Source organism: Streptomyces sp. NBC_01012 (genome assembly GCF_045162755.1).
Lineage (GTDB): Bacteria > Actinomycetota > Actinomycetes > Streptomycetales > Streptomycetaceae > Streptomyces.
Genome location: NZ_CP108688.1, coordinates 2,017,056 through 2,039,351 on the forward strand (window position 1 = coordinate 2,017,056; position 22,296 = coordinate 2,039,351).

Below are 22,296 nucleotides of genomic sequence, written 5' to 3' on the forward strand. Positions count from 1 at the left end.
TTGGTGGACAACCAGTCCGATGTGAACATCCTGGCCACCCGGACGAGTGAACCGAAGCGTCGGGGTCAGCTATCCAGGGCTCAACCGCCCGGGAGTTCGAGGTCACTCTTGTTGAGCTCTTCGATGTTCACGTCCTTGAACGTCAACACACGGACCTGCTTGACGAACCGAGCGGGCCTGTACATGTCCCAGACCCACGCATCCGCCATGGAAACCTCGAAGAAAACCTCACCCTGGACCGAGTGCACCTGCATCTCGTAGTCGTTGGTGAGGTAGAAGCGCCGTTCGGTCTCGATCACATATTTGAACAGACCGACGACATCGCGGTACTCCCGGTAGAGCTTCAGCTCCATCTCGGTCTCGTACTTCTCGAGGTCCTCGGCACTCATGGCATGTTCCCCTTCAGCCGTGCGTCCCCCTATTGTGCGTCAGCCCTTCCGACCCCTGGCCGATTAGACGATTTCGGGGGCGAGAACCAGCGGCGCACTCGGGGGACCCTCGTCGAGCAGCGTGCGCAGCAGCCCGGCGAGCCTGGTCGGATACACCGTCTCACGCGTGGCGAGAAGTTCGGCGGAAGTCCACCACCTCAGACCGGCGACACTGCGCAGCTCCAGCTCGGTGAGGCCTCCCTGATCGGTCGCCGTCTGCGACGTACGGGCCAGGAAGTACCACTCGTCCTGGTCCCAGCGCCGCCCGTCGAACGGGAAGGAGCAGATCCTCGTCCACAGCAGCGGACCGAGCGAGACATCCGTGATCCCGGTTTCCTCGGCCAGCTCACGCAGAGCGGCCTCCTCGCGGGTCTCGTCGCCCTCCAAACCCCCGCCGGGCGTGAACCACCACCTGTCGGCCGGATCCTCGGGCTCGAAGCCGTGCAGCAGGAGGATCCGGTCGTCCGGGTCCAGGAGCACCACACGAGCGACCTTGCGGCTCTCGGTCGCCCCGGCCGCCCCGGTCGCCCCAGTGGCCCCGGTAGCCCCAGCGGCCCCGGCCGCGCCTGCCGCCCCGTCCGTCTCAGCGGACACCGGCGGCCGCCCTCTGCCCGTTGCTCCCCTGGCCGCCCCGCCGCGCGGAGCGTGCCGCCAGCGGGCCGTAGGCGGCTCCGCCCACGATGAGCACCACTCCCACCACGAGGACCCCGACCTGGAGCGGCAGCGGCCCTTCGGACGACACGCCGCCCGGCAGCGCCGCGAAGGCGTCGGGCCGGCCGATCATGCCGTTCATGGGCCAGGCGATGGCGTCCACCCGGGCCTGGACGGCGCTGCGGGGCACCGAGCCCTGACCCGGGTCCTCCAGATGGACGCGGGAGTCCATGGAGGTGCTGCGCTCGTCCCCGAGGAGGAAGAGCTGGCCCTTGGGCACATCGGCCGTGAACTTCTGGACGGAGGCCGTGGACCCGCCGCCCAGCGAGGCGAACGGCGACGCGCCGTCCGCCCGCAGATACGGTTCCTCGATGGGCTTGCCGTTGAGGGTGAGCCTGCCCTCCTTGTCGCAGCAGGCGACCTTGTCGCCGCCCACGCCGACGACCCGCTTCACCATGGGCACATCGCCCCATGCCGAGTCGGTGAAGACGACCACGTCCCCACGTCGCACGTCGTCGCCCGTTATCCGCTCCGCGAGGACCCGGTCACCGGCGTTCACCGTCGGTGTCATCGAGTCGGTCGGCACGGTGTACGGCTTGTACACCACCGCTCCCCAGGCGAATCCGCCGAGGAAGAGCACACAGCCGACGGCCACGGCCAGGTTCGACAGCGTGGTGCCGAGCCGGCCGCGGCCGTCATGACGTCCTGATCCACTCATCCCAGCGCTCCCCCATCGGAGATCGACAATCGCTGATCCGAGTCGGCACCCTACCCGGCGGTATGCCCGCGGGTCAGCCTGCGGCGACGCCAGAACACGAGGGGCAGCGCACCGGCTACACCCAGTGCTCCCGGCACCGCGGCCGTGGCTGCGGCGTTCAGACCGGACTGGTCGAACGTGCCAGGCACCGGAAGGGTCGCCCAGCGGTTGACGGGCCAGACCACGACCACGGCCCGGCCGACGACCTCGTCGGTGGAGACCGTGCCGTGCCCCGGCAGCTCCTGGTGGTAACGGGAGTCCAGCGAATTCTGCCGGTGGTCGCCCATCACCCAGATACGCCCCTTGGGCACATGGATCGGCCCGAACGGTTCGTCGTCGCAGGCGCTGTTGCCCTCGAAGATGAACGACTTGTCGTCCAGCGCCTTGCCGTTGACCGTGACCGGGCCGTTCTTCTTGCACTCGACGGTGTCGCCGCCGACCGCGATGACCCTCTTGATCAGGTCCTTCTCCTCGGCGGACGGCATCAGCCCGATGAAGCTCAGGAACTTCTGCACCGCGTTGGGCTCGGGCGTCGCGGTGTCCTCCAGCCAGCCGCCCGGGTCGTGGAAGACCACGACCTCACCGCGCTCCGGCTCCGAGCCGAACCACGGTGTCAGCTTGTCGACCAGGACCCGGTCACCCCGCTGCAGGGTGTTCTGCATGGAGTCCGACGGGATCGAGAAGGCCTGCACGAGGAACGTCTTGATCAGCAGCGCGAGAATGAGCGCGATACCGATGAGGAGCGGCAGCTCCTTCCAGAAGGAACGTGGCTTCTTCACCGCAGTGCTGCCACCGTCCGGGGACTCGCCGTCACTCTCCGCCTCCACCGGGACCTCGTCGCTCGAAGGCCGGTCCTCGGGTTCCTCGTGTCCGGATCGTGCGCCGACCGCCAAATCCCCCACATCCACTCCTCACTCCGTGCCACCGCCTGCGACCGATTCGGTGCAGGCCCACCACTCCCATAACGAGCGGGAGTTCCGCAGGGGTCGGGAGCAGGACCATTCCGTTGAGATCCTGGTTGAGGTCCTGGGAGGACACACTATTCGACGGGGCTTCCGCGGCCGTCGCGCCGACGCTCCCCGCGGGGACGGAGGCATACGTTCCGGGCTCCTTCAGCCTGGTCCAGTGGTCGAACGGCCAGGCGATCACCACGGCCCGTCCCACGACCTCGTCCACCGAGACCGTGCCCTTTCCCGGCTTGTCGAGATGGAAGCGGGAGTCCGCGGAATTCGACCTGTGGTCGCCCATCACGAAGATGCGGCCCTGCGGAACCTTTACCTCGAATTTGAGAGTGGAGGGCACATCGCCGGGATTCAGATACGGCTCGTCGAGCGCCACGCCGTTGACCGTGATCCTGCCGTCGGTGCCGCAGCACTTCACGGTGTCGCCTCCGACGGCCACCACACGCTTGATCAGATCCTGCTCGTCCGCCGAGGGCAGCAGTCCGATGAAGGTCAGCAGTTGCTTGATCTGTTTGACGCCGGCCGGCGGGTCGTCGGTGTCGCCGGTCTCCTGCTGGAGCCAGCCGCCCGGGTCCTTGAAGACCACGACGTCGCCGCGCTGCGGCTCGGACCCGAACCAGGGGGTCAGCTTGTCCACCAGCACCCGGTCACCGATCCGGATGGTCTGCTCCATCGACCCGGAGGGAATCACGAAGGCCTGGACGAGAAAGGTCTTGAGAACGAGCGCGATCAGCAGCGCCACCAGGACGAGGAGGGGTATCTCCTTGATCGCGGACCGGCGTCGGCGGCGTTTCACCTTACGGGCGAGCTTGCGGCGCTCCGCCCGCGTGGGCAGTGAGCGGCCCGTGGCCGGCCCCTGCCCTGTGGGCTGTGGCGGGCCGGAGTCCGGTGCTCCGCGCCTGCGCCCCCGGTTACCCATGGTCCGCGTCCGCCGGCCGTATGCCGGTGAAGGCGTCGGTGCCCTCCAGGGAGCCGATCCGGCCGAGCGGCCAGCCGAGCCAGTCGACCCGTCCGACGACCTGCTCGACGGGCACCATGCCGCCCCCGGGCTGCCCCAGGTGGTCCCTGGAGTCCCGGGAGCTGCTCCGGTGGTCGCCCATCACCCACAGCCTGCCGTCGGGCACCACGATGTCGAAGGCCACGTCGGACGGATGATCCCCCGGGTACAGATACTCCTCGTCCACCGGAGCGCCGTTCACCTCGAGCCTCCCCCGCTTGTCGCAGCAGACCACACGGTCTCCCCCCACGCCCACCACCCGCTTCACGAAGTCGGACCCGGCGGGTTCGGCCAGGCCCAGGGACGCGGCCACTGTGTGCACCAGCTCACCGACGGCGTTCTCCCCTGACTCCGTCTCCTGTACGAAGGATCCGGTGCCGTCGAAGACCACCACGTCGCCGCGCCGGGGCTCCGAGCCGAAACGGTACGCCAGTTTGTTGACGAGGACCCGGTCCCCGACGCGCAGAGTGGGCCGCATCGAGCCACTGGGAATGAGGAAGGGCTGCAGCACGAACGCGCTGAGAAGCAGCAGCGCGACGGTGCAGAGCACGCCCAGGAGGGCGGCACGCCCCCAGGGCCCCACAGCGGACAACCGGCCTCGGACATGCGTGGAGCGCGACCCCTCCTCCGTCCCGTCTGCGGGGCCGGAGGAACGATCGCGCTCCATGTGCTGTGCTGCTTCCGTGTCCATCGGGGCCGAATCCTATCCGGCCATGTCGTGGACGCCGGAGGTGACTCAGCGGTCGCGCTTCTCCTTGATCTTCGCGGCCTTGCCGCGGAGCTCACGGAGGAAGTACAGCTTGGCGCGACGGACGTCACCGCGGGTGACGAGCTCGATCTTCTCGAAGATCGGGCTGTGCACCGGGAAGGTGCGCTCGACGCCGACGCTGAAGGAGACCTTGCGGACCGTGAAGGTCTCGCTGACGCCCGAGCCCTGGCGGCGGATGACGATGCCCTTGAACTGCTGGATACGGGAGCGGCTGCCCTCGATCACGCGCACGTGGACGTTGACGGTGTCACCGGGGCGGAACGCCGGGAGGTCGGTACGGAGCGAGGCGGCGTTGACGCCATCGAGCAGGGAAGTCATCTTGTCTGCTTTCTTCGCCGATGCCACAGGTCATCGGCGGGAGTGAAGTTCGAAGTTCGGATGCTGGTCACCTCGGGCGGGCGTCTGTCCCCCTGTGGCAGGGGCGCGCGCCGGACGTACAGCGGGCCTATTCTTCCACGGCCTCGGGCCTGCGCCAAAATCGCCCGTCGGGCGCCGGGAACCAGCCGAGGATGGAGAGCATCTCGCGGTCCTTCTTGTCGAACCCCGACGCCTCGCAGCGCTCGATGAGATCGGGCCTGTGCAGAGCGGTACGGCGGAACGCCTCGTCCCGTCGCCAGCGCGCGATCCGGCCATGGTGGCCGCTGAGCAGCACCTCGGGAATGCCGCGCCCGCGCCACTCGGGGGGCTTCGTGTAGACCGGGCCCTCCAGCAGGTCCGCCATGGCCCCAGGCGCGAAGGAGTCGTCGCGGTGCGACTCGGCGTTGCCGAGCACACCGGGCAGCAGTCGTGCCACGGCCTCGGTAATCACGAGTACGGCGGCCTCCCCTCCCGCGAGTACGTAGTCGCCGATGGACACCTCGATGACCCGCATCCGGGTCGCGTACTCATCGGTCACCCTGCGGTCGATGCCCTCGTAACGGGCGGGGGTGAAAATCAGCCACGGCTGTTCCGAGAGCTCGACGGCCAGCTCCTGGGTGAAGGGCCGGCCACTGGGGGTGGGCACCACGAGCACCGGGGAGCCGGCCCCGGCCTCGTAACCGTCGGCCAGCGCGTCGTCGAGTGCCTCGCCCCAGGGCTCGGTCTTCATGACCATGCCGGGGCCGCCGCCGTAAGGGGTGTCGTCCACCGTGTTGTGCCGGTCGTGGGTCCAGTCCCGCAGATCGTGGACACGCACGTCGAGACGGCCCCGGGCGCGCGCCTTGCCGACGAGCGAGACGTTCAGGGGCTCCAGGTACTCGGGGAAGATCGTGACGACGTCGAGCCGCATCACGCCTCGCCCTTCCCACCGTCGCCGGCAGCCGCGCCCGCGTCCCCATCCGCATCGGTATCCGCATCGGCATCGGCATCGGCATCGGCATCGGCATCGGCATCGGCATCGGCGGAGTCACGCGCGGAGGCCACCACGGCCTCGCTCTCGTCGATCAGGCCGGGCGGCGGCGTGATGACGGCCCGCTGCTCCTCCAGGTCGATCTCCTCGACGATCTCCTCGACGAACGGGATCATGACCTCGCTGCCGTCCGGCCGTTCCACGATGAACAGGTCCTGCGACGGCAGATGTGAGATCTCGGTGATCCGGCCGATCTCGGTGCCGTCCGCGAGGACGACGTCGAGGTCCATCAGCTGGTGGTCGTAGAACTCCTCGGGGTCCTCGGGCAGCTCCGCGGGGTCGACCTCGGCGATCAGCAGGGTGTTGCGCAGCGCCTCGGCGCCCGTACGGTCGCGTACGCCCTCGAACCGCAGCAGCAGCCTGCCGCTGTGCACCCGGCCGGTCTCGATCGTCAGCGGCCCGGCGTGGGCGGGCTCGGTGGCCAGCACGGCCCCCGGCCCGAGCCTGAGTTCGGGCTCGTCGGTGCGCACCTCGACGGTGACCTCGCCCTTGATGCCATGGGCGCGACCGATCCGCGCAACTACCAACTGCACGCTACTTCTCCCGGTGATCTTCGACTTGAGGAGGCTGTCAGCCCTTGAGGAGGCTGTCATGTACGGACGACAAAGGCCGGGGAGGGCTCGAAAGCCCTCCCCGGCCCCGGCCGGTGTTCAACTCTTTCAGCGAACCTGGTCCACATCGACGAGGTCGACACGGATCCCACGACCGCCGATGGCACCCACGACGGTACGCAGAGCGCGCGCGGTGCGGCCGTTGCGGCCGATCACCTTGCCGAGGTCGTCGGGATGGACCCGGACCTCCAGCACGCGCCCACGGCGCAGGTCACGCGAGGCGACCTGCACATCGTCGGGGTTGTCGACGATGCCCTTCACGAGGTGCTCAAGAGCCTCCTCGAGCACGCTCAGGCCTCGGTCGACTCGGTGGACGCGGCAGCGTCAGCCGCCTCGTCCGCCTTCTTGTCCGACTTCTTGGCCTTCTGGGTGATGGCCTCACCCTTGGCCTCGTCGCCGTCCGTGGCCAGGGCCTCGAACAGGGCGCGCTTGTCAGCCTTGGGCTCCGGCTGCAGAAGCGGCGCGGGGGCCGGGAGACCCTTGTGGGCCTGCCAGTCACCGGTGAGCTTCAGGATCGCGAGGACCGGCTCGGTCGGCTGGGCGCCGACGGACAGCCAGTACTGCGCGCGCTCCGCGTTGACCTCGATGCGCGAGGGGTTCTGCACCGGGTGGTACAGGCCGATCTCCTCGATGGCCCGGCCGTCACGGCGGACACGGGAGTCGGCGACGATGATGCGGTAGTGAGGCGAACGGATCTTGCCCAGACGCTTCAGCTTGATCTTGACTGCCACGGGAGTGGTGTCTCCTGGTCTATGACGTGGTTGGGCACAAAAGATGCCACGTGGGGTTGCGGTACTCGGGTGCCCGATGGACGCGTCAGCCGGAGGAGAGAGGGGTCCTGTGCGACTGTCGAGTACAGCTGACCATTGTGCCACACCACACCGGGTCACCCCACCACGACCGCCCCTTCCGGGATCCGGAAGGGCTTTCCGCATCCGCCGCAGACGATCGGCGCCTGGGCGAGGACGGAGGGAACGACGCGGACGTTGCGCCCGCAGTCGCAGACGGCCTTCACCCGCACCCCTCCTCCGGACGAGCCGTGCCGCGCGGCGGGACCGCGGAACGACCGCTTGGTGTCCGCCGCGGTGGCCACGGTGTGCGCCTTGAGCGCACGCTGCAGCCGTTCCGTCGTCGGGCGGTATCTGCGTTTGGCCTCGGGATTCAGCGTCACCAGCGAGAATCCGCTGCTGGGGTGGGGCTCCTCGGCATGATCGAGGCCCAGCTCCTCGGCGATCGCGAGGAAGCGTCGGTTGTGGTAGCGGCCGGCGCGTGAGGTGTCCCGGACACCTCTCGCGGCGGCGATGCCGTGGACTGCCTCATGGAGCAGCCGTTCGAAGGAGAGCTCGGCGCCACAGGCGGACGAGGACTCTCCGATCAGGGACTCTGGCGCGGCAAGATCGGGCAGCTCGGGGTGGTACCGCTGAATGTCGGCCCACGCCTGTGCCAGCTCTGCGGCAAGTACAGGTGGTGTCGTGCTCACGTCGTGTCAACGAGCCTGAGTGCCCCGGTGTTCCTATTCCGGGGCATCCCAAATAATTTGCACGTACCAGTCAGTTGCCGTTGATGCGTCCGGACGAGGGCGGGTGCGCAGATCAGCGGAGAAGTCTCACAGCTCGCACCAAGGTGGTACGTAGCAACACGTACGCACCGGCGTGGACGGCCACCCCGCGAGCGACAGTACCCGGCACGGAGCCGCGGCCTCGCACCGGTCCTGGCCCCGGCCGGGGCGCTCGACATGCTGCGTCCCGCGCGTCGGGTGAGACTGTGAGGAATACGATCCCACCCCGTCCGGCCTCTGGACGGGACCGCCGATGCGGAGTTCTCTGACATACGGGGGCTGTGGGCGCGCACACACAGCACATGGACATGGGGGACCTGACTCGGGCACGACCGACCTCACGGCGGATTGGGGCGCATTCCATGACACCTACGCTCGTCCGGCACCACAGGTACGCGGATTCGTCCGCCCCGGTGGACGCCGGTTCCCGTGCCCGCGACTGGGCCGAGATCCAGGAGCGCATGCTGGCACCGCTGTACGAGGCGGTGTACGAGCGCCTCGAAGTCGCGGGCGGTACGCGCATGCTCTCCCTCGGCTGCGGTTCCGGGCTCGCCCTGCTGATCGCGGCCTCGCGCGGGGCGCGTGTCACCGGCGTCGACACCGACCACGAACGGCTCGCCCTGGCCCGCGCGCGCCTGTGCGCCGACGAGGAAGCGGACCCCGGCCGTACGGATCCGCGGGCGAGGCTCTTCGGCAGTGTCGCGGCGGCCTCCCCCGAGGGCGAGGCTCCGTACAACCTGCTGACCGCCTTCCAGCCGATCGGCTGCGCCGCCGGGGACTCCGACGGGCTCGCGCCCGCACTGGCCGCCGCCGTGCCGCTGGCCGTGCGGGGGGCCACCGTGGTGCTGGCCGGCTGGGGGCCGCCGGAGCGGTGCGCCACGGCCCCGGTGCTGAGGGTGGCCGCCCGGCTCACGGAGTCGGCGCGCGCCGAGCGTTCCGGGAGCGGCTGGCGGCCCACGCCCCGGGACGAGCTGGAGGAGGTCGCGGCGCGCGCCGGGCTCAAGCCGGACGGCTCGGGCCGGGTGTCCTGCCCCTTCGGTTACGCGGACGTGGACAGCGCGGTGCGCGGCCTGCTGTCGACCGGCCTGTTCGACACGGCGATACGGGCGACGGACCGCACCCAGGTGGAGAAGGAAGTGGCGGAGGCTCTCCATCCACATCTGCGGCCCGACGGCACGGTATGGATGCCGAACGTCTTCCGCTACCTGGTGTGCGTGGCCTGACGCCCGCCGGGGCGCCCCTTCGTGCGTGTGCCCGTCCGCTCGTCAGCCCATGAACTTCTTGAACTCGTCAGGCAGCTCGAAGTTCTTCTCGTCCTGGGCGGGCAGGTTGAACGCGCCGCCCTGCGCGGCCTGCTCGCGGCGGGCCGCTGCCGCCTGCTCCTCGGCCTTGCGCTTCATCGGGTTGCCGCTCTTGCGCTTGCCCTTGGCCTGCTTGACCTGCTTCTTCTGACGGCCGGGGCCGCCGCCCGAGCCGGGCATCCCCGGCATCCCGGGCATGCCGCCGCCCTGGGCCATCTTGGACATCATCTTGCGGGCCTCGAAGAACCGCTCGACGAGGCCCTTGACCGCGGAGACCTCGGAACCCGAACCCTTGGCGATACGGGCACGGCGCGAGCCGTTGATGATCGTCGGCTCGGCGCGCTCCTTGGGCGTCATCGACTTGATGATCGCGGCCATGCGGTCGACATCGCGCTCGTCGATGTTGTTGATCTGGTCCTTGATCTGCCCCATGCCGGGCAGCATCCCGAGCAGCTTGGAGATGGAGCCCATCTTGCGGACCTGCTCCATCTGCGCCAGGAAGTCGTCGAGCGTGAAGTCCTTGCCCTTGCTCGACGCCAGCTTGGAGGCCATCTTGGCGGCCTCTTCCTGGCTGAAGGTCTTCTCCGCCTGCTCGATCAGGGTGAGCAGGTCACCCATGTCGAGGATGCGGGAGGCCATGCGGTCGGGGTGGAAGGCGTCGAAGTCCTCGAGCTTCTCACCGTTCGACGCGAACATGATCTGCTTGCCCGTGACGTGGGCGATCGACAGGGCGGCACCACCACGGGCGTCACCGTCGAGCTTGGAGAGCACCACGCCGTCGAAACCGACGCCGTCGCGGAAGGCCTCGGCGGTGTTGACCGCGTCCTGACCGATCATCGCGTCGACGACGAAGAGGATCTCGTCGGGGCTGACGGCGTCGCGGATGTCCGCGGCCTGCCGCATCAGCTCCTCGTCGATGCCGAGACGCCCGGCGGTGTCGACGATCACGATGTCGTGGACCTTGGACCTGGCGAACTCGATGGAGTCCTTGGCGACCGCGACCGGGTCACCCACGCCGTTGCCCGGCTCCGGCGCGTACACCGCGACACCCGCGCGGTCGGCGACGACGCTCAGCTGGTTGACGGCGTTGGGGCGCTGGAGGTCGCAGGCCACGAGCAGCGGGGAGTGACCCTGGCTCTTGAGCCAGAGGCCGAGCTTTCCGGCGAGGGTCGTCTTACCGGCACCCTGGAGGCCGGCGAGCATGATCACGGTGGGCGCGGTCTTGGCGAACCGCAGCCGCCGGGTCTCGCCGCCGAGGATGGAGACGAGCTCCTCGTTGACGATCTTGACGACTTGCTGGGCCGGGTTCAGGGCCTGGGAGACCTCGGCACCGCGCGCCCGCTCCTTGATGTTGGCGATGAACGCGCGAACGACGGGGAGGGCGACATCCGCTTCGAGCAGGGCGATACGGATCTCGCGAGCCGTGGCGTCGATGTCCGCCTCGGACAAGCGGCCCTTGCCCCTGAGGTTCTTGAAAGTCGCGCTAAGGCGGTCGGAGAGAGTATCGAACACGGCGCTCGTCGGTCCTCAGGGTCGGGGGCGTGGCAGGTCAGTCGTTCTCCAGGGTATCCGGACCCCGGAGAACGCAAAGCCCTCGCCCGTTTCTCGTGACGAAGGGGCCGGGGCAAGGAGCTCAGCCCAGCGCCTTCTCGACCTCCCCCGCCACCTCGGCGGCCCGCTCGGGAGCCAGTGGTTCACCGGCACGGTCCGTGACGTAGAAGGCATCCACCGCGTTCGCCCCCAGCGTGGAGACATGGGCGCTGCGCACGCGTACCTCGCTCCGCTCCAGCGCCCGGCCGATCCGGTGCAGCAGCCCGGGGGCGTCCTGGGCGCGTACCTCGATCACGGTGGCCAGTCGGGAGCCGGCCGCGGCGACGCTCACCCTGGGGGGCGGGGCCTTCACCCCGCGCCGCCGCGGATAGGCCGCCTCGCGTTCGGCGAGCCTGGCCCGGATGTCGAGGGAGCCGTCCAGGGCGCGTACGAGGTCGGAGCGCAGCCGGGCGGCCTGCGGGAGCGAGCCGTACTCGGCGGCGACCCGCCAGCTGAGGACCAGCAGACCGGCGGATTCGCCCAGCTCGGTGGGGAGTTCGACGGCGCGCAGATCGGCGGCGCGCACGGTGAGGCGGTGCAGGGCGAGCACGCCTGCGACGGCGGGCAGGACGCCGGGGCGGTCGGGCAGCGCGATGAGGAGTTCGGCCCCGACGGGTTCGGGCCCGCCGTCCTCGGCGGCCGGCTCGGCCCTGGTGTGCAGGGACAGGACGGGCTCGCCGGTGCGCAGAGCCTCGACGGCCAGGCGCTCCTGTTCGGCGCTGGGCGCGAGCGGCTCCGGCTCAGGGGGCTCCTCGCCCGCCAGCAGCGCGGCGACGCGTGTGACCAGGTCGGCGACGAGGGAGGCCCGCCAGGCGCTCCAGGCCGCCGGTCCTGTGGCCAGCGCGTCGGCCTCGGTGAGCGCGTGCAGGAGCTCCAGGGTGGAGGCGTTGCCCACGGCGGTGGCGACGGAGCGGACGGTCGCGGGGTCGTCGAGGTCGCGCCGGGTGGCGGTCTCGACGAGCAGCAGGTGGTGGCGTACGAGCGTGGCGACGACGCCCACGTCCTGCTGGTCGAAGCCGATGCGGGCGGCCATGTCGCGGGCGATGACCTCGCCGGCGACGGAGTGGTCCCCCGGCCATCCCTTGCCGATGTCGTGGAGCAGCGCGGCGATCAGGAGCAGGTCGGGGCGGCCGACGCGGCGGGTGAGGTGGGAGGCTCGTACGGCCGTCTCGACGAGGTGCCGGTCGACGGTCCAGGTGTGCACGGGGTTGCGCTGGGGCCGGCAGTGGACCCGCTCCCAGTCCGGCAGCAGACCGGTGACGATGCCTTCCGACTCGAGCGCCTCCCACACCCCGACGGTGGACTCGCCCGCGCCGAGCAGGGTGATGAGCTCCTCGCGGGCCTGGGCGGGCCACGGCACGGGGAGCGGCTGGGCCTCGGTGCCCAGATGGCGTACGAGATGACGGGAGAGCGGCAGTCCTGCCTCGGCGGCAGCGGCGGCGGCCCTGAGGGTGAGCACCGGGTCGCGTTCGGGGCGGGCGGTGCGCGCGAGGACGACCTCGCCGTCGGCCTCGACGACGCCGTCGGCGAGCGGGGTGCGTTCCGGTGCCGCCTTGGCGCCGCCGAGGATCGTCCGCAGCCGTGGCCGTACGGAGCGGGCCCGCAGGACGCGGTTGACCTCGCGCCAGGTGACGTCGGTGGCGTAGGAGACGGTCCTGGCGGCCTCGTACACCTGGCGCAGCAGGGTGTCGGCGTCCAGGAGGCCGAGTGCGCCGGCGACCTGGTCCTGTTCCTGGAGGGCGAGGCGGTCGGTGGCCCGGCCGGTGGTGAGGTGGAGCGCGTCGCGGGCGTCGAGGAGCGTCCGGCGGGCCTCGGCGAGGCCTTCGCGGGGGGCGTCCGCGACCCAGGAGGCGGCGACGGCACGCAGGGCGCCGGCGTCACGCAGACCGCCTCGGGCCTCCTTGAGGTCGGGTTCCAGGAGGAACTGGAGCTCGCCCATGCGTTCGGCCCGCTCGCGGCAGAGCTCGTCGAGGGCGGGGAGGCGCTTGGGGGCCTGGTTGCGCCAGTCGGCGAGGATCGCGGTCCGCAGCCCGGCGACAAGGCCGAGGTCCCCGGCCACGGGACGCGCGTCGAGCAGTCCGAGCTGGACCTTGAGGTCCTCCCCCGCCGTCCTGCGGGCCTCGCCGGGGGTGCGTACGGAGTGGTCGAGGGCGAGGCCGAGGTCCCAGACCGGGTACCAGACGCGGTCGGCGAGGGCAGCGACCGCTCCGGCGTCCGCGGTCCCGTCGTGCAGGAGCACCAGGTCGAGGTCGCTGCGCGGGGAGAGCTCGCCCCGCCCGTATCCGCCGACGGCGACGAGGGCCGCGCCGCGCACCCCCGCGTGCTCGGCGGCGGCGGTGAACAGCCCGCCGAGCCAGTCGTCGGTGAGCCGGGCCAGGGCGGCACGGCGCGGCGGCCCGGACCGCGTCTCGTCATGGAGCAGACGCAGCCGGGCCGCCGCATAGCCGCTGGGTCCCGAGTCATCGGGTCCTGTGGTCACTTCGGTGCTCGTCACCCAGCTGCCTTTCCGTTCACGGGAACCGCCCGGTCAGAGTGCGTCGGGTCCGCGTTCGCCGGTCCGTACGCGGATCGCGGTCTCGACCGGGACGCTCCAGACCTTCCCGTCGCCGATCTTGCCGGTCCTGGCGGCCTTGACGACCACGTCGACGAGCTGTTCGGCGTCCTCGTCCTCGACGAGGACCTCGATACGGATCTTCGGTACGAGGTCGACGGTGTACTCGGCGCCGCGGTAGACCTCGGTGTGTCCGCGCTGACGCCCGTAACCGCTGGCTTCCGTGACCGTGAGGCCCTGGACTCCGAAGGCCTGGAGGGCCTCCTTGATCTCGTCCAGCCTGTGTGGCTTCACGACTGCGGTGATGAGCTTCATGCGTCCACCTTCTTGTTCGTCGTCGCCGCTGCCGAGCCTGCGGCCTGGGCCGTGGTACGGGGGGCGGAGCCGCCGCCCGCACCGCTGAAGTCGTACGCGGTCTCGGCGTGTTCGACCTGGTCGATGCCGGAGATCTCGTCGTCCTCGCCGACCCGCATCCCGATCGTCCTGTCGAGGACGAACGCGAGGGCCGCGGAGACCACCAGGGAGTAGGCGAGCACCGCGAAGACACCGACGGCCTGCTTGCCGAGCTGGTCGGGTCCGCCGCCGTAGAACAGGCCCTTGGCGTCGGACTGCACACCGCCGGTGGCGAAGAAGCCGACGAGGAGCGAGCCGATCACACCGCCGACGAGGTGGACGCCGACGACGTCCAGGGAGTCGTCGTAGCCGAACCTGTACTTGAGGCCGACGGCCATGGCGCAGAGTACACCGGCGATCACACCGACGGCGATGGCTCCGAGCGGGCTGACCGAGCCGCCCGCCGGGGTGATGGCGACGAGGCCCGCGACGGCGCCGGACGCGGCACCGAGGGTGGTGAAGGAGCCGTGGCGGATCTTCTCGTAGGCGAGCCAGCCGAGGACCGCGGCACCGGTGGCGACCTGTGTGTTGAGGAACATGACGGCGCCGACACCGTCGTCGTTGCCGAGCCACGAGCCGGCGTTGAAGCCGAACCAGCCGAACCACAGGAGGGCTGCGCCGAGCATGACGAGCGGCAGGCTGTGCGGCCGCATCGGGTCCTTCTTGAAGCCGATCCGCTTGCCGATGACGAGGATCACGCCGAGGGCGGCGGCACCGGCGTTGATGTGGACGGCCGTACCGCCGGCGAAGTCGATGACACCCAGCTCGTAGAGCCAGCCGCCGGCGCCCCAGACCCAGTGCGCGACCGGGAAGTAGACGACGGTGACCCAGAGGGTGATGAACAGGGCCCAGGAGGTGAACTTGACGCGGTCGGCGAGTGCGCCGCTGATGAGGGCCGGGGTGAGCACGGCGAACATCAGCTGGAAGACCGCGAAGACGTACACCGGGATGGTGGTGCCGTCCCAGAGCTCGGTGATGCCGATCCCGCCGAGACCGACGAAGTCCGAGCTCCAGCCGATGACGGAACCGGCATCGGTGCCGAAGGCGAGGCTGAATCCGTAGAGCACCCACAGGATCGTGACGATCCCGAGGCTGATGAAGCTCATCATCAGCATGTTCAGAGTGCTCTTGACGCGGACCATGCCTCCGTAGAAGAAGGCCAGACCCGGGGTCATGAGCATCACCAGCGCGGAGCAGATGAGCATGAACCCTGTGTTGGCGGCAGACAGCTGCGGGGCGTCTGCGGCAAGCGTCGTGATGCCTGGGGGCATCGGCGTCTCCTCGTCGTCGGTGCGGCCACGTGCGGGGGTGCGGGACCACGGTGAAAAGGTGCGGGCCGGTTATGCGCCATGAGATTCGCGCAGCGCGGTTTCCACGGATGCCGCACGATGTTTCACCGCAGTGACGAAGGAGCTGTACGTGTTACGTCGCCATGAACCACGGGTGTCGGACCCGGTGCGCTGCCTACCATGCTGCCTGCGCCGCATACGGCGCGGCCGGGGCGCCCGGGGACATGAACCGGCCACGACGGCGACCCGCTGACCTGGCAATGGGGGAGCCGAGTCGGGTGGTACGGGGCGGCCGTCGTGGCCGGTGGCGGTGGTGCCGGTCAGACCGCTTCGGCGGTCTCCGGGAGCTGCTCGGAGAGCAGATCGGTGAGCTGGGCGACCTCGGGAACGTCCCCGAAGTCCCTGGTAGCGGTGTCGACGGTCTTGCGGAGCCTGGTGTTGACGCGCTCCGACCTGACCTTCTTGGCGATCCTCAGAGCCCTGGTGGCGAGGACCGTCGACTCCTCGGGCTCGCGCTTGATGAGGTGCACGGTGGCCATGCCGATCAGATTGAGCGCGTAGGACCTCTGGTGCTCGTCGTCCTCGCCGAAGAGCTCGACCGCGCGGGCCATGACGGGCTCGGCGAGCGAGGCGTAGGTGGGGCTGCGGCCCGCGACATAGGCCAGGTCACGGTAGGAGTGGGCGTTCTCCCCGTGCAGCTCGGCATGGGAGAAGAAGCGGATCCAGTCGGGCTCGGGCTCGTCGTCGGCGAGGGCGTCGGCGAAGGTGTCCTCGGCCATCCGGACCGCCCGCTTGCACTTGCTCGGCTGGCCCATGTTGGCGTAGGCGCGCGCCTCCATCGCATACAGCATGGCCTGGGTCCGCGAGGTGGCGCAGTCTCGACTGCCGTACTGGGCGAGATGGATGAGTTCGAGCGCGTCGTCCGGCCGGCCGAGGTGGATCATCTGGCGGCTCATGCTGGAGAGGATGTACGAACCCAGCGGCTTGTCGCCGGCCTCCTTGGAGGCGTGCAGGGCGAGCACGAAGTACTTCTGGGCGGTGGGCTGGAGACCCACGTCGTAGCTCATCCAGCCCGCGAGCTCGGCCAGTTCGGCCGCGCAGCGGAACAGCCGCCCGGCGGTGGCTCCGGTCTGCGGCTCCTGGAGCAGGTCGGTGACCTCGTGGAGCTGGCCGACGACGGCCTTGCGGCGCAGCCCGCCGCCGCACTGGGCGTCCCACTGGCGGAACATCGCGGTGGTGGACTCCAGCAGGTCGAGCTCAGGACCCGAGAGCCGCGAGGAGCGGCTGCCCGCGGCCGGCTGCGCGGTCTCGGGCTCCCCAGGGCGGGCGACGGGCACCAGCCAGCGCTGCATGGGCTCGATGAGGGTGGGGCCCGCGGCCAGGGCGAGGGAGCTGCCGAGGAAGCCGCGCCGGGCGAGCATGAGGTCGCTGCGGGAGAACTCGCTGAGCAGCGCGACGGTCTGCGGGCCGGCCCAGGGCAGGTCGACCCCCGCCACCGAGGGCGCCTGATGGGCGGTGCGCAGTCCGAGGTCCTCGACGGAGACGACGGTGCCGAACCGCTCGGAGAGCAGCTCGGAGAGGATGCGCGGGATGGGTTCGCGGGGCTGTTCGCCGTCGAGCCAGCGGCGCACCCGGGAGGTGTCGGTGCTGATGTGGTGGGCACCCAGCTGGCGGGCGCGCCGGTTCACCTGGCGGGCGAGCTCGCCCTTGGACCAGCCGCTCCGCACGAACCACGAACCCAGTTGCCCGTTGGGGCGCTTCCCGGCATTCGTCTCGCCTGCGCCGCTGCCACTCACTGGAACGCCCCCATCCCGCTGAAATCTGTCGCGCGAACCTCTATCAGAATGCCGCGCCCCGCCGCTTCCCGTACCCGCGTTGTCCACCATCGAACAGATCGGCGGTTTGCCCGAGGCATACTCAACTGCAGGTGCAATTGCAGCTTCGGGCACCCACAGTAATCCTACGATCACCGCTGCGGCGAGGGCCGTTGCAGAAACGCCACCATTCGCCACCCCTTCGGATGAACCCGTTCGGCGCAGTCCGCGATTCACTTGACAGGCCGTGATCGGCAGTAGGCGGACTGAAGCATTCAGGGGCGTGCGGTTCACCATGTACCCCCTGCGTCGCCACCCCGTGCGCCGGCGGATCCGCGGCGCACGGAGGGCGTACCGGTGCTCCGGGTCGTAACCACCGGTGAGTCGGACCCGTTGGAGGGTGCATGGGCTTCACGATCGGCGGCATCCGGGAGATGCGGTCAGGCACGCGGCGCCGCGGGCGCCCGGCCGGGGCGACCGCGGTGGCCGAGTACACGGCACTCTGGGGCTGGGCGGTGGCTCCGGGCGCCCGTGCCTCGGCAGGCGTCTGCTCGTGCGGCGACACCGGGTGCGCCGCCCCCGGCGCGCATCCGCTGGACTTCGCCCGCGAGGTGCCGCCCGGCGCCACGCTCGGCACGGCCACCGACGCCTGGGCCGAGGTACCGGGCGCCTCGATGCTGCTCCCCACCGGCCGCTCCTTCGACGTACTGGACGTCGCCGAGGCCGCCGGCCGTCGCGCGCTGGTGCGGATGGAGCGGATGGGGCTGCCGCTGGGGCCCGTGACGGTGACGCCGTCCGGCCGTACGCAGTTCTTCGTCGCGCCGGGCGCCGCTGCGGGGCTGCCAGGACTGCTGTACCGGATGGGCTGGGACGACGCGGACCTGGACCTGCGGGCCCTGGGCAGCGGGGGGTACGTCACCGCCCCGCCGTCGGACCTCGGAGGCCTCGGCCCGGTGCGCTGGCTGCGGGCGCCGGTGCCGGACACCGCCGCCGCTCCCCCGCAGGCGCGGCTGCTGCTGGGCACCCTCGCCTACATATGCCACCGGTGGTGAGCGCCGAAGGGCGGTGAACCCCTCTCGGGTCCACCGCCCTTCGCGCGTGCTCGGGGTGCGTGCGGTCAGTCGCCGATCAGCGCGTCGACGAAGGCGCCGGGCTCGAACGGGGCCAGGTCGTCCGGCCCCTCTCCGAGGCCGATGAGCTTCACGGGGACGCCCAGCTCACGCTGGACCGCGACCACGATGCCGCCCTTGGCCGTGCCGTCCAGCTTGGTGAGGACGATGCCGGTGATGTCGACCACCTCGGCGAAGACCCGGGCCTGGACGAGACCGTTCTGCCCGGTCGTGGCGTCCAGGACGAGCAGCACCTCGTCGAGCGGCCCGTGCTTCTCGACGACCCGCTTGACCTTGCCGAGCTCGTCCATCAGCCCGGTCTTGGTGTGCAGCCGGCCCGCGGTGTCGATGAGCACCGCGTCGGCGCCCTCGGCGATGCCCTCCTTCACCGCGTCGAAGGCGATCGACGCGGGGTCGCCGCCCTCGGGACCGCGCACCGTACGCGCGCCGACGCGCTCGCCCCAGGTCTGGAGCTGGTCGGCCGCGGCGGCGCGGAAGGTGTCCGCCGCGCCGAGCAGGACACTGCGGCCGTCGGCGACGAGCACCCGGGCGAGCTTGCCCGTCGTGGTCGTCTTGCCGGTGCCGTTGACCCCGACGACCATCACGACGCCGGGCGTCTCCTCGCCGCCCTCCGTCCTGACCGTGCGGTCGAAGTCGGGGCCGAGCAGGGTGACGAGTTCCTCGCGGAGCAGGGTGCGCAGCTCGTCGGGCGTACGGGTACCGAGTACACGGACCCGCTCCCTGAGCCGCTCCACCAGCTCCTGGGTGGGGGCGACGCCGACATCGGCGGTGAGGAGGGTGTCCTCGATCTCCTCCCAGGTGTCCTCGTCGAGGTTGTCGCGGGACAGGAGCGTGAGCAGCCCCTTGCCCAGGGAGTTCTGCGAACGGGCGAGCCGGGCGCGCAGCCGCACCAGGCGGCCGGCGGTGGGTTCGGGGACTTCGAGCTCAGGGGTCTCCGGTTCGAGGACGACCGGCTCCTCCCCGACCGGGGTCCCGGGGAGACCGACCTCCTCGATGGTGCGCCGCGCTTCGTCGCGCGGCGTCTCGGCCTCATCGCCGACCTTCGGCTCGGCGGGAGGAGTGAGGGTCGGCGTGCTCGACGGGGCCTCGGGCGGCAGCTGCTTCTTCTTGCGGCTGCTGACCACGAGCCCGCTGATCAGGCCGACCGCGACCAGGGCGATGACTACAGCAAGGATGACGATTTCCATAACGCGTCCAGTATCGGCCACGGCCGAGGTCTGGCGCGGCTGCGAGGAGCGGAGGGTGTCGGCCGCTGGGTCGGTATGCCACGTTTGGGGGTAAAGGTACGCTGCTGCCCGTGGAGAACCGCGGCCTGGAACCCGTCCCCGACGCCGAGCGCACCGGTCGGGTCCGCACCCTGTTTCCCACCTGGGTGACGGCCAACATGACGGTGCTGCTGCTGACCGTGGGAGCCGGGCTCACCGTCTTCAACAGGCTGAATTTCTGGCAGGTGCTGGTCGTGGCGGCCACGGCCTCCGTGGTCTCGTTCGGCCTTGTCGGTCTGGTGTCGATCGCCGGGAGGCAGGGCGGGGCGCCGGGCATGGCGCTGTCGAGGGCGGTTTTCGGACAGCGCGGCAATCTCTTCCCGGGAGCCCTGCTCTGGGTGGCCCGCTGGGGCTGGGAGACGGTGAACGCGGTCACCGGCTCCTACGCGTTGCTGGCCGTACTCGATCTGCTCTTCGACGTCAGACGTACCGGGACACTGGCCCTGGTGATGCTGGCGGCCTTCGTCGCCGCCGGCTTCCTCGTGTCGGGGATCGGGATCAGGGCGCTGCGGCTGTCCTCCCGGATCTCCGTCCTGCTCTTCGGGGTCGCGAGTGTCCTGGTCCTGGCCGATCTGATCGCCTCGGCCCCGTGGGGGACCGTCCTCGCCAGGCCGCCGGGCACGGCCGCGATGCTGATCGCGGGGATCGCGCCGCTGGCGGCCGGTGGCATCAGCTGGGTTCCCTCGGCCCCGGACTTCGCCCGCTATCTGCCGCGCTCCGCTTCCGGCCGGGCGATGGTCGGCGCGGCCGTGGGCGGAGCGCTGGTCACGGTGTTACCGATGGTGATGATGGGTGCGGTGATGGCGGTGAGCTCACCCCACCTGGCCGTCACGAAGAACCCCGTGGCCTTCATCGGTGACCTGCTGCCCCGGTGGATCGCCGTGCCCTATCTCCTGCTCGCCGTCGTCGGCATGGTGCTGATCAACGCGATGTCGATGTACTCCGCGGGATTCACCGCGCAGACGCTCGGCTTCGCGATCCCCCGCGCCTGGGCCGTGGGCGTGAACGCGACGATCAGTCTGCTGCTCGGCGGCACGCTGATGCTGGTGGCGAGGAATTTCATCGGCACCTTCCTCTCGTTCCTGACCCTGCTCGGTGTGACGTTCTCCGCCTGGATCGGGGTCTTCGGCATGGACATGCTCCGGGGCCGTACGTACGACCCCGTGGCCCTCATGGACACCTCTCCCGGCAGCGGCTACTGGTACACCCGGGGTTTCAGCCGGCCGGCCATGGGCGCCTGGGCGGTGGCACTCGCGACGGGGCTGCTGTTCACCGACGTGGAGTGGTTCACCGGCCCGCTCGCCACCTCCTGGATCGGGCACCACGGGCTCGGCTGGGCGGCCACGATCCTGGTCGCCGCAGGGGCGTACGCGGTGCTGCCGCGCCCGACGGGCGGGGAGGCGGCGGGCGTCAGCCCATCTCCTCCAGCGCCTTGCCCTTGGTCTCCTTCACGAACAGGATCACGAAGGGGATGGAGAGCACGGCGAAGCAGGTGTAGATGATGTAGGTGTCCGAGAGGTTCCAGTCGGCCAGACTCGGGAAGCTCGCGGTGATGGCCCAGTTGGCGATCCACTGCGCGGACGCGGCAACACCCAGCGCGGCGGCGCGGATCCGGTTCGGGAACATCTCGCCGAGGAACACCCAGACCACGACACCCCAGGACAGTGCGAAGAAGAGCACGAAGACATGGGCCGCGATCAGGGCCACAGTGCCCTGGGTGGTGGGCAGTTTGCCGTCGACCAGGTCCGCCGAGAAGGCCCAGGCCTCGAACGCCAGGGCGATGGCCATGCCGGTGGATCCGATGAGCGCGAGCGGCCTGCGGCCGACCCGGTCCACCAGGACCATGGCGATCACGGTGCCGATGATGTTGATGATCGACGTGGTGAACGAGTAGAAGAACGAGTCGGTCGGGTCGATGCCCACGGACTGCCACAGCGTCGCCGAGTAGTAGAAGGCGACATTGATGCCGACGAGCTGCTGGAAGACCGACAGCCCGATACCGACCCAGACGATCGGCAGGAAGCCGAAGCGGCTCCCGAACAGATCGCTGAACTTGGACTTGTGCTCACGGCGCATGGCCGTCTCGATCTCTTCCACGCGCCGGTCGAGGTCGACGTTCTTGCCCTCGACCTCTTCCAGGATCTTCCGGGCGCGCTCCCGCTTGCCGATGGAGAGCAGGAAGCGCGGCGACTCGGGGATCGCGAAGGACAGCAGCCCGTACAGAATGGCCGGCAGGACCATCACGCCGAGCATCCACTGCCAGGCCTCCAGGCCGGCGATCTTGCCGCGCTGGTCGCCGTCGGCGATCTGCAGGATCCCGTAGTTGACCAGCTGCGAGATGGCGATGCCGACGACGATGGCGGCCTGCTGGAAGGAGCCGAGCCGGCCTCGGTAGGCGGGCGGCGAGACCTCGGCGATGTAGGCGGGGCCGATGACCGAGGCCATGCCGATCGCGAAGCCGCCGATGATCCGCCACATGGCGAGGTCCCAGAGGGCGAACGGCAGCGCGGATCCGATGGCGCTGGCGGTGAAGAGCACCGAGGCGATCTGCATGCAGCGGATACGGCCGATCCGGTCGGCGATCCGTCCGGCGGTGGCCGCACCGATCGCACAGCCGATCAGCGCGATGGCGATCACCTGTGCGAGCGTCCCCGACCCGATGTCGTAGCGGTGGCGGATGGCTTCCACGGCCCCGTTGATGACGGAGCTGTCGTAGCCGAAGAGGAAGCCGCCCATCGCCGCGGCCGCGGTGATGAAGATGACATGGCCGAGATGGTCCGGGTGGGCCTCCCGCGCTCCGGACTCCGGTCCGTTCGCCGTGCTGGTCACATGAACTCCTCTTA

General features: G+C 70.2%; 22 protein-coding genes. 3 read left to right on the top strand and 19 right to left on the bottom strand.

All coding sequences use genetic code 11. The annotated features are described in order from the left end of the window. Window positions 1-80: 80 nt before the first annotated feature. From OG623_RS08680 to OG623_RS08735, 12 genes are all read right to left on the bottom strand, one after another. Window positions 81-389 carry a DUF2469 domain-containing protein gene (locus tag OG623_RS08680; RefSeq protein ID WP_003965949.1) on the bottom strand — a complete coding sequence of 103 codons (309 nt, stop codon included), beginning with the start codon at window positions 387-389 and terminating at the stop codon, window positions 81-83. 63 nt (window positions 390-452) lie between these two features. After that, window positions 453-1,022: an NUDIX hydrolase gene (locus OG623_RS08685; RefSeq protein WP_406145675.1), complete on the bottom strand. Its 570-nt coding sequence runs from the start codon at window positions 1,020-1,022 to the stop codon at window positions 453-455. Further along, entirely contained in the window at window positions 1,012-1,797 is a 786-nt protein-coding gene (lepB, locus tag OG623_RS08690) for a signal peptidase I (protein ID WP_406145677.1), read from the bottom strand. Before lepB (OG623_RS08690) ends, OG623_RS08685 begins: the two co-directional genes overlap by 11 nt. 50 nt (window positions 1,798-1,847) lie before the next feature. Further along, entirely contained in the window at window positions 1,848-2,729 is an 882-nt protein-coding gene (gene lepB, locus OG623_RS08695) for a signal peptidase I (protein WP_406151742.1), read from the bottom strand. Beyond that, entirely contained in the window at window positions 2,647-3,717 is a 1,071-nt protein-coding gene (lepB, locus tag OG623_RS08700; protein WP_406145679.1) for a signal peptidase I, read from the bottom strand. Before lepB (OG623_RS08700) ends, lepB (OG623_RS08695) begins: the two co-directional genes overlap by 83 nt. Then, on the bottom strand, window positions 3,710-4,486 hold the full coding sequence (lepB, locus tag OG623_RS08705; RefSeq protein WP_406145680.1) for a signal peptidase I: 777 nt from the start codon (window positions 4,484-4,486) through the stop codon (window positions 3,710-3,712). Before lepB (OG623_RS08705) ends, lepB (OG623_RS08700) begins: the two co-directional genes overlap by 8 nt. Before the next feature lie 45 nt (window positions 4,487-4,531). Continuing rightward, window positions 4,532-4,882, bottom strand: a complete 351-nt coding sequence (gene rplS / locus OG623_RS08710; RefSeq protein WP_028443269.1) for a 50S ribosomal protein L19 — start codon at window positions 4,880-4,882, stop codon at window positions 4,532-4,534. A 127-nt stretch (window positions 4,883-5,009) separates the two neighbouring features. Continuing rightward, entirely contained in the window at window positions 5,010-5,831 is an 822-nt protein-coding gene (gene trmD, locus OG623_RS08715; RefSeq protein WP_406151744.1) for a tRNA (guanosine(37)-N1)-methyltransferase TrmD, read from the bottom strand. Beyond that, complete coding sequence (gene rimM, locus OG623_RS08720) at window positions 5,831-6,484, bottom strand: ribosome maturation factor RimM (RefSeq protein ID WP_406145681.1); 654 nt, start codon at window positions 6,482-6,484, stop codon at window positions 5,831-5,833. The genes trmD and rimM overlap by 1 nt, the downstream gene beginning before the upstream one ends. 126 nt (window positions 6,485-6,610) lie before the next feature. Next, window positions 6,611-6,850, bottom strand: coding sequence for an RNA-binding protein (locus tag OG623_RS08725; protein ID WP_014153811.1), 240 nt, complete (start codon window positions 6,848-6,850; stop codon window positions 6,611-6,613). Between the two features lie 2 nt (window positions 6,851-6,852). Continuing rightward, window positions 6,853-7,293, bottom strand: a complete 441-nt coding sequence (gene rpsP / locus OG623_RS08730; RefSeq protein ID WP_362891314.1) for a 30S ribosomal protein S16 — start codon at window positions 7,291-7,293, stop codon at window positions 6,853-6,855. A 155-nt stretch (window positions 7,294-7,448) separates the two neighbouring features. Continuing rightward, window positions 7,449-8,042, bottom strand: coding sequence for a hypothetical protein (locus OG623_RS08735; protein ID WP_362891312.1), 594 nt, complete (start codon window positions 8,040-8,042; stop codon window positions 7,449-7,451). A gap of 440 nt (window positions 8,043-8,482) precedes the next feature. Between OG623_RS08735 and OG623_RS08740 the strand changes: the two genes are divergently transcribed. Continuing rightward, window positions 8,483-9,343: an SAM-dependent methyltransferase gene (locus OG623_RS08740; RefSeq protein WP_406145684.1), complete on the top strand. Its 861-nt coding sequence runs from the start codon at window positions 8,483-8,485 to the stop codon at window positions 9,341-9,343. Between the two features lie 42 nt (window positions 9,344-9,385). Here OG623_RS08740 and ffh read toward each other — a convergent pair whose 3' ends face one another. The 5 genes from ffh to OG623_RS08765 form a co-directional block, all read right to left on the bottom strand. Continuing rightward, window positions 9,386-10,933 (bottom strand): signal recognition particle protein, encoded by a 1,548-nt coding sequence (gene ffh / locus OG623_RS08745; RefSeq protein WP_406145685.1) that lies wholly within the window; start codon window positions 10,931-10,933, stop codon window positions 9,386-9,388. A gap of 121 nt (window positions 10,934-11,054) precedes the next feature. Next, window positions 11,055-13,505, bottom strand: a complete 2,451-nt coding sequence (locus tag OG623_RS08750) for a [protein-PII] uridylyltransferase (RefSeq protein WP_406145687.1) — start codon at window positions 13,503-13,505, stop codon at window positions 11,055-11,057. Between the two features lie 33 nt (window positions 13,506-13,538). Then, window positions 13,539-13,877 carry a P-II family nitrogen regulator gene (locus OG623_RS08755; RefSeq protein WP_200694701.1) on the bottom strand — a complete coding sequence of 113 codons (339 nt, stop codon included), beginning with the start codon at window positions 13,875-13,877 and terminating at the stop codon, window positions 13,539-13,541. Next, the gene (locus tag OG623_RS08760) at window positions 13,874-15,226 is read right to left on the bottom strand and encodes an ammonium transporter (protein ID WP_406145688.1); all 1,353 of its coding nucleotides are present in this window, start codon (window positions 15,224-15,226) and stop codon (window positions 13,874-13,876) included. The genes OG623_RS08755 and OG623_RS08760 overlap by 4 nt, the downstream gene beginning before the upstream one ends. 338 nt (window positions 15,227-15,564) lie before the next feature. Next, the gene (locus OG623_RS08765) at window positions 15,565-17,040 is read right to left on the bottom strand and encodes a hypothetical protein (RefSeq protein WP_406145690.1); all 1,476 of its coding nucleotides are present in this window, start codon (window positions 17,038-17,040) and stop codon (window positions 15,565-15,567) included. Between the two features lie 422 nt (window positions 17,041-17,462). Here OG623_RS08765 and OG623_RS08770 point away from each other — a divergent pair, with 422 nt between their 5' ends. Next, complete coding sequence (locus OG623_RS08770) at window positions 17,463-18,110, top strand: bifunctional DNA primase/polymerase (protein WP_406145692.1); 648 nt, start codon at window positions 17,463-17,465, stop codon at window positions 18,108-18,110. A 65-nt stretch (window positions 18,111-18,175) separates the two neighbouring features. Here OG623_RS08770 and ftsY read toward each other — a convergent pair whose 3' ends face one another. Beyond that, window positions 18,176-19,375, bottom strand: a complete 1,200-nt coding sequence (gene ftsY, locus OG623_RS08775; protein ID WP_406145693.1) for a signal recognition particle-docking protein FtsY — start codon at window positions 19,373-19,375, stop codon at window positions 18,176-18,178. Between the two features lie 110 nt (window positions 19,376-19,485). Between ftsY and OG623_RS08780 the strand changes: the two genes are divergently transcribed. After that, complete coding sequence (locus OG623_RS08780; protein WP_406145694.1) at window positions 19,486-20,955, top strand: purine-cytosine permease family protein; 1,470 nt, start codon at window positions 19,486-19,488, stop codon at window positions 20,953-20,955. On the opposite strand, the gene OG623_RS08785 is transcribed toward OG623_RS08780, so the two are convergent. After that, window positions 20,864-22,282, bottom strand: a complete 1,419-nt coding sequence (locus tag OG623_RS08785) for a sugar porter family MFS transporter (RefSeq protein WP_406145695.1) — start codon at window positions 22,280-22,282, stop codon at window positions 20,864-20,866. The genes OG623_RS08780 and OG623_RS08785 overlap by 92 nt on opposite strands. Window positions 22,283-22,296 lie beyond the last annotated feature (14 nt).

What these genes read in the sequence shown, in the direction of transcription:
- OG623_RS08680 (WP_003965949.1), bottom strand. Translation starts at nt 389, where the DNA reads ATGAGTGCCGAGGACCTCGAGAAGTACGAGACCGAGATGGAGCTGAAG.
- lepB (WP_406145677.1), bottom strand. Translation starts at nt 1,797, where the DNA reads ATGAGTGGATCAGGACGTCATGACGGCCGCGGCCGGCTCGGCACCACG.
- lepB (WP_406145679.1), bottom strand. Translation starts at nt 3,717, where the DNA reads ATGGGTAACCGGGGGCGCAGGCGCGGAGCACCGGACTCCGGCCCGCCA.
- lepB (WP_406145680.1), bottom strand. Translation starts at nt 4,486, where the DNA reads ATGGACACGGAAGCAGCACAGCACATGGAGCGCGATCGTTCCTCCGGC.
- rplS (WP_028443269.1), bottom strand. Translation starts at nt 4,882, where the DNA reads ATGACTTCCCTGCTCGATGGCGTCAACGCCGCCTCGCTCCGTACCGAC.
- trmD (WP_406151744.1), bottom strand. Translation starts at nt 5,831, where the DNA reads ATGCGGCTCGACGTCGTCACGATCTTCCCCGAGTACCTGGAGCCCCTG.
- OG623_RS08740 (WP_406145684.1), top strand. Translation starts at nt 8,483, where the DNA reads ATGACACCTACGCTCGTCCGGCACCACAGGTACGCGGATTCGTCCGCC.
- OG623_RS08755 (WP_200694701.1), bottom strand. Translation starts at nt 13,877, where the DNA reads ATGAAGCTCATCACCGCAGTCGTGAAGCCACACAGGCTGGACGAGATC.
- OG623_RS08760 (WP_406145688.1), bottom strand. Translation starts at nt 15,226, where the DNA reads ATGCCCCCAGGCATCACGACGCTTGCCGCAGACGCCCCGCAGCTGTCT.
- OG623_RS08770 (WP_406145692.1), top strand. Translation starts at nt 17,463, where the DNA reads ATGGGCTTCACGATCGGCGGCATCCGGGAGATGCGGTCAGGCACGCGG.
- ftsY (WP_406145693.1), bottom strand. Translation starts at nt 19,375, where the DNA reads ATGGAAATCGTCATCCTTGCTGTAGTCATCGCCCTGGTCGCGGTCGGC.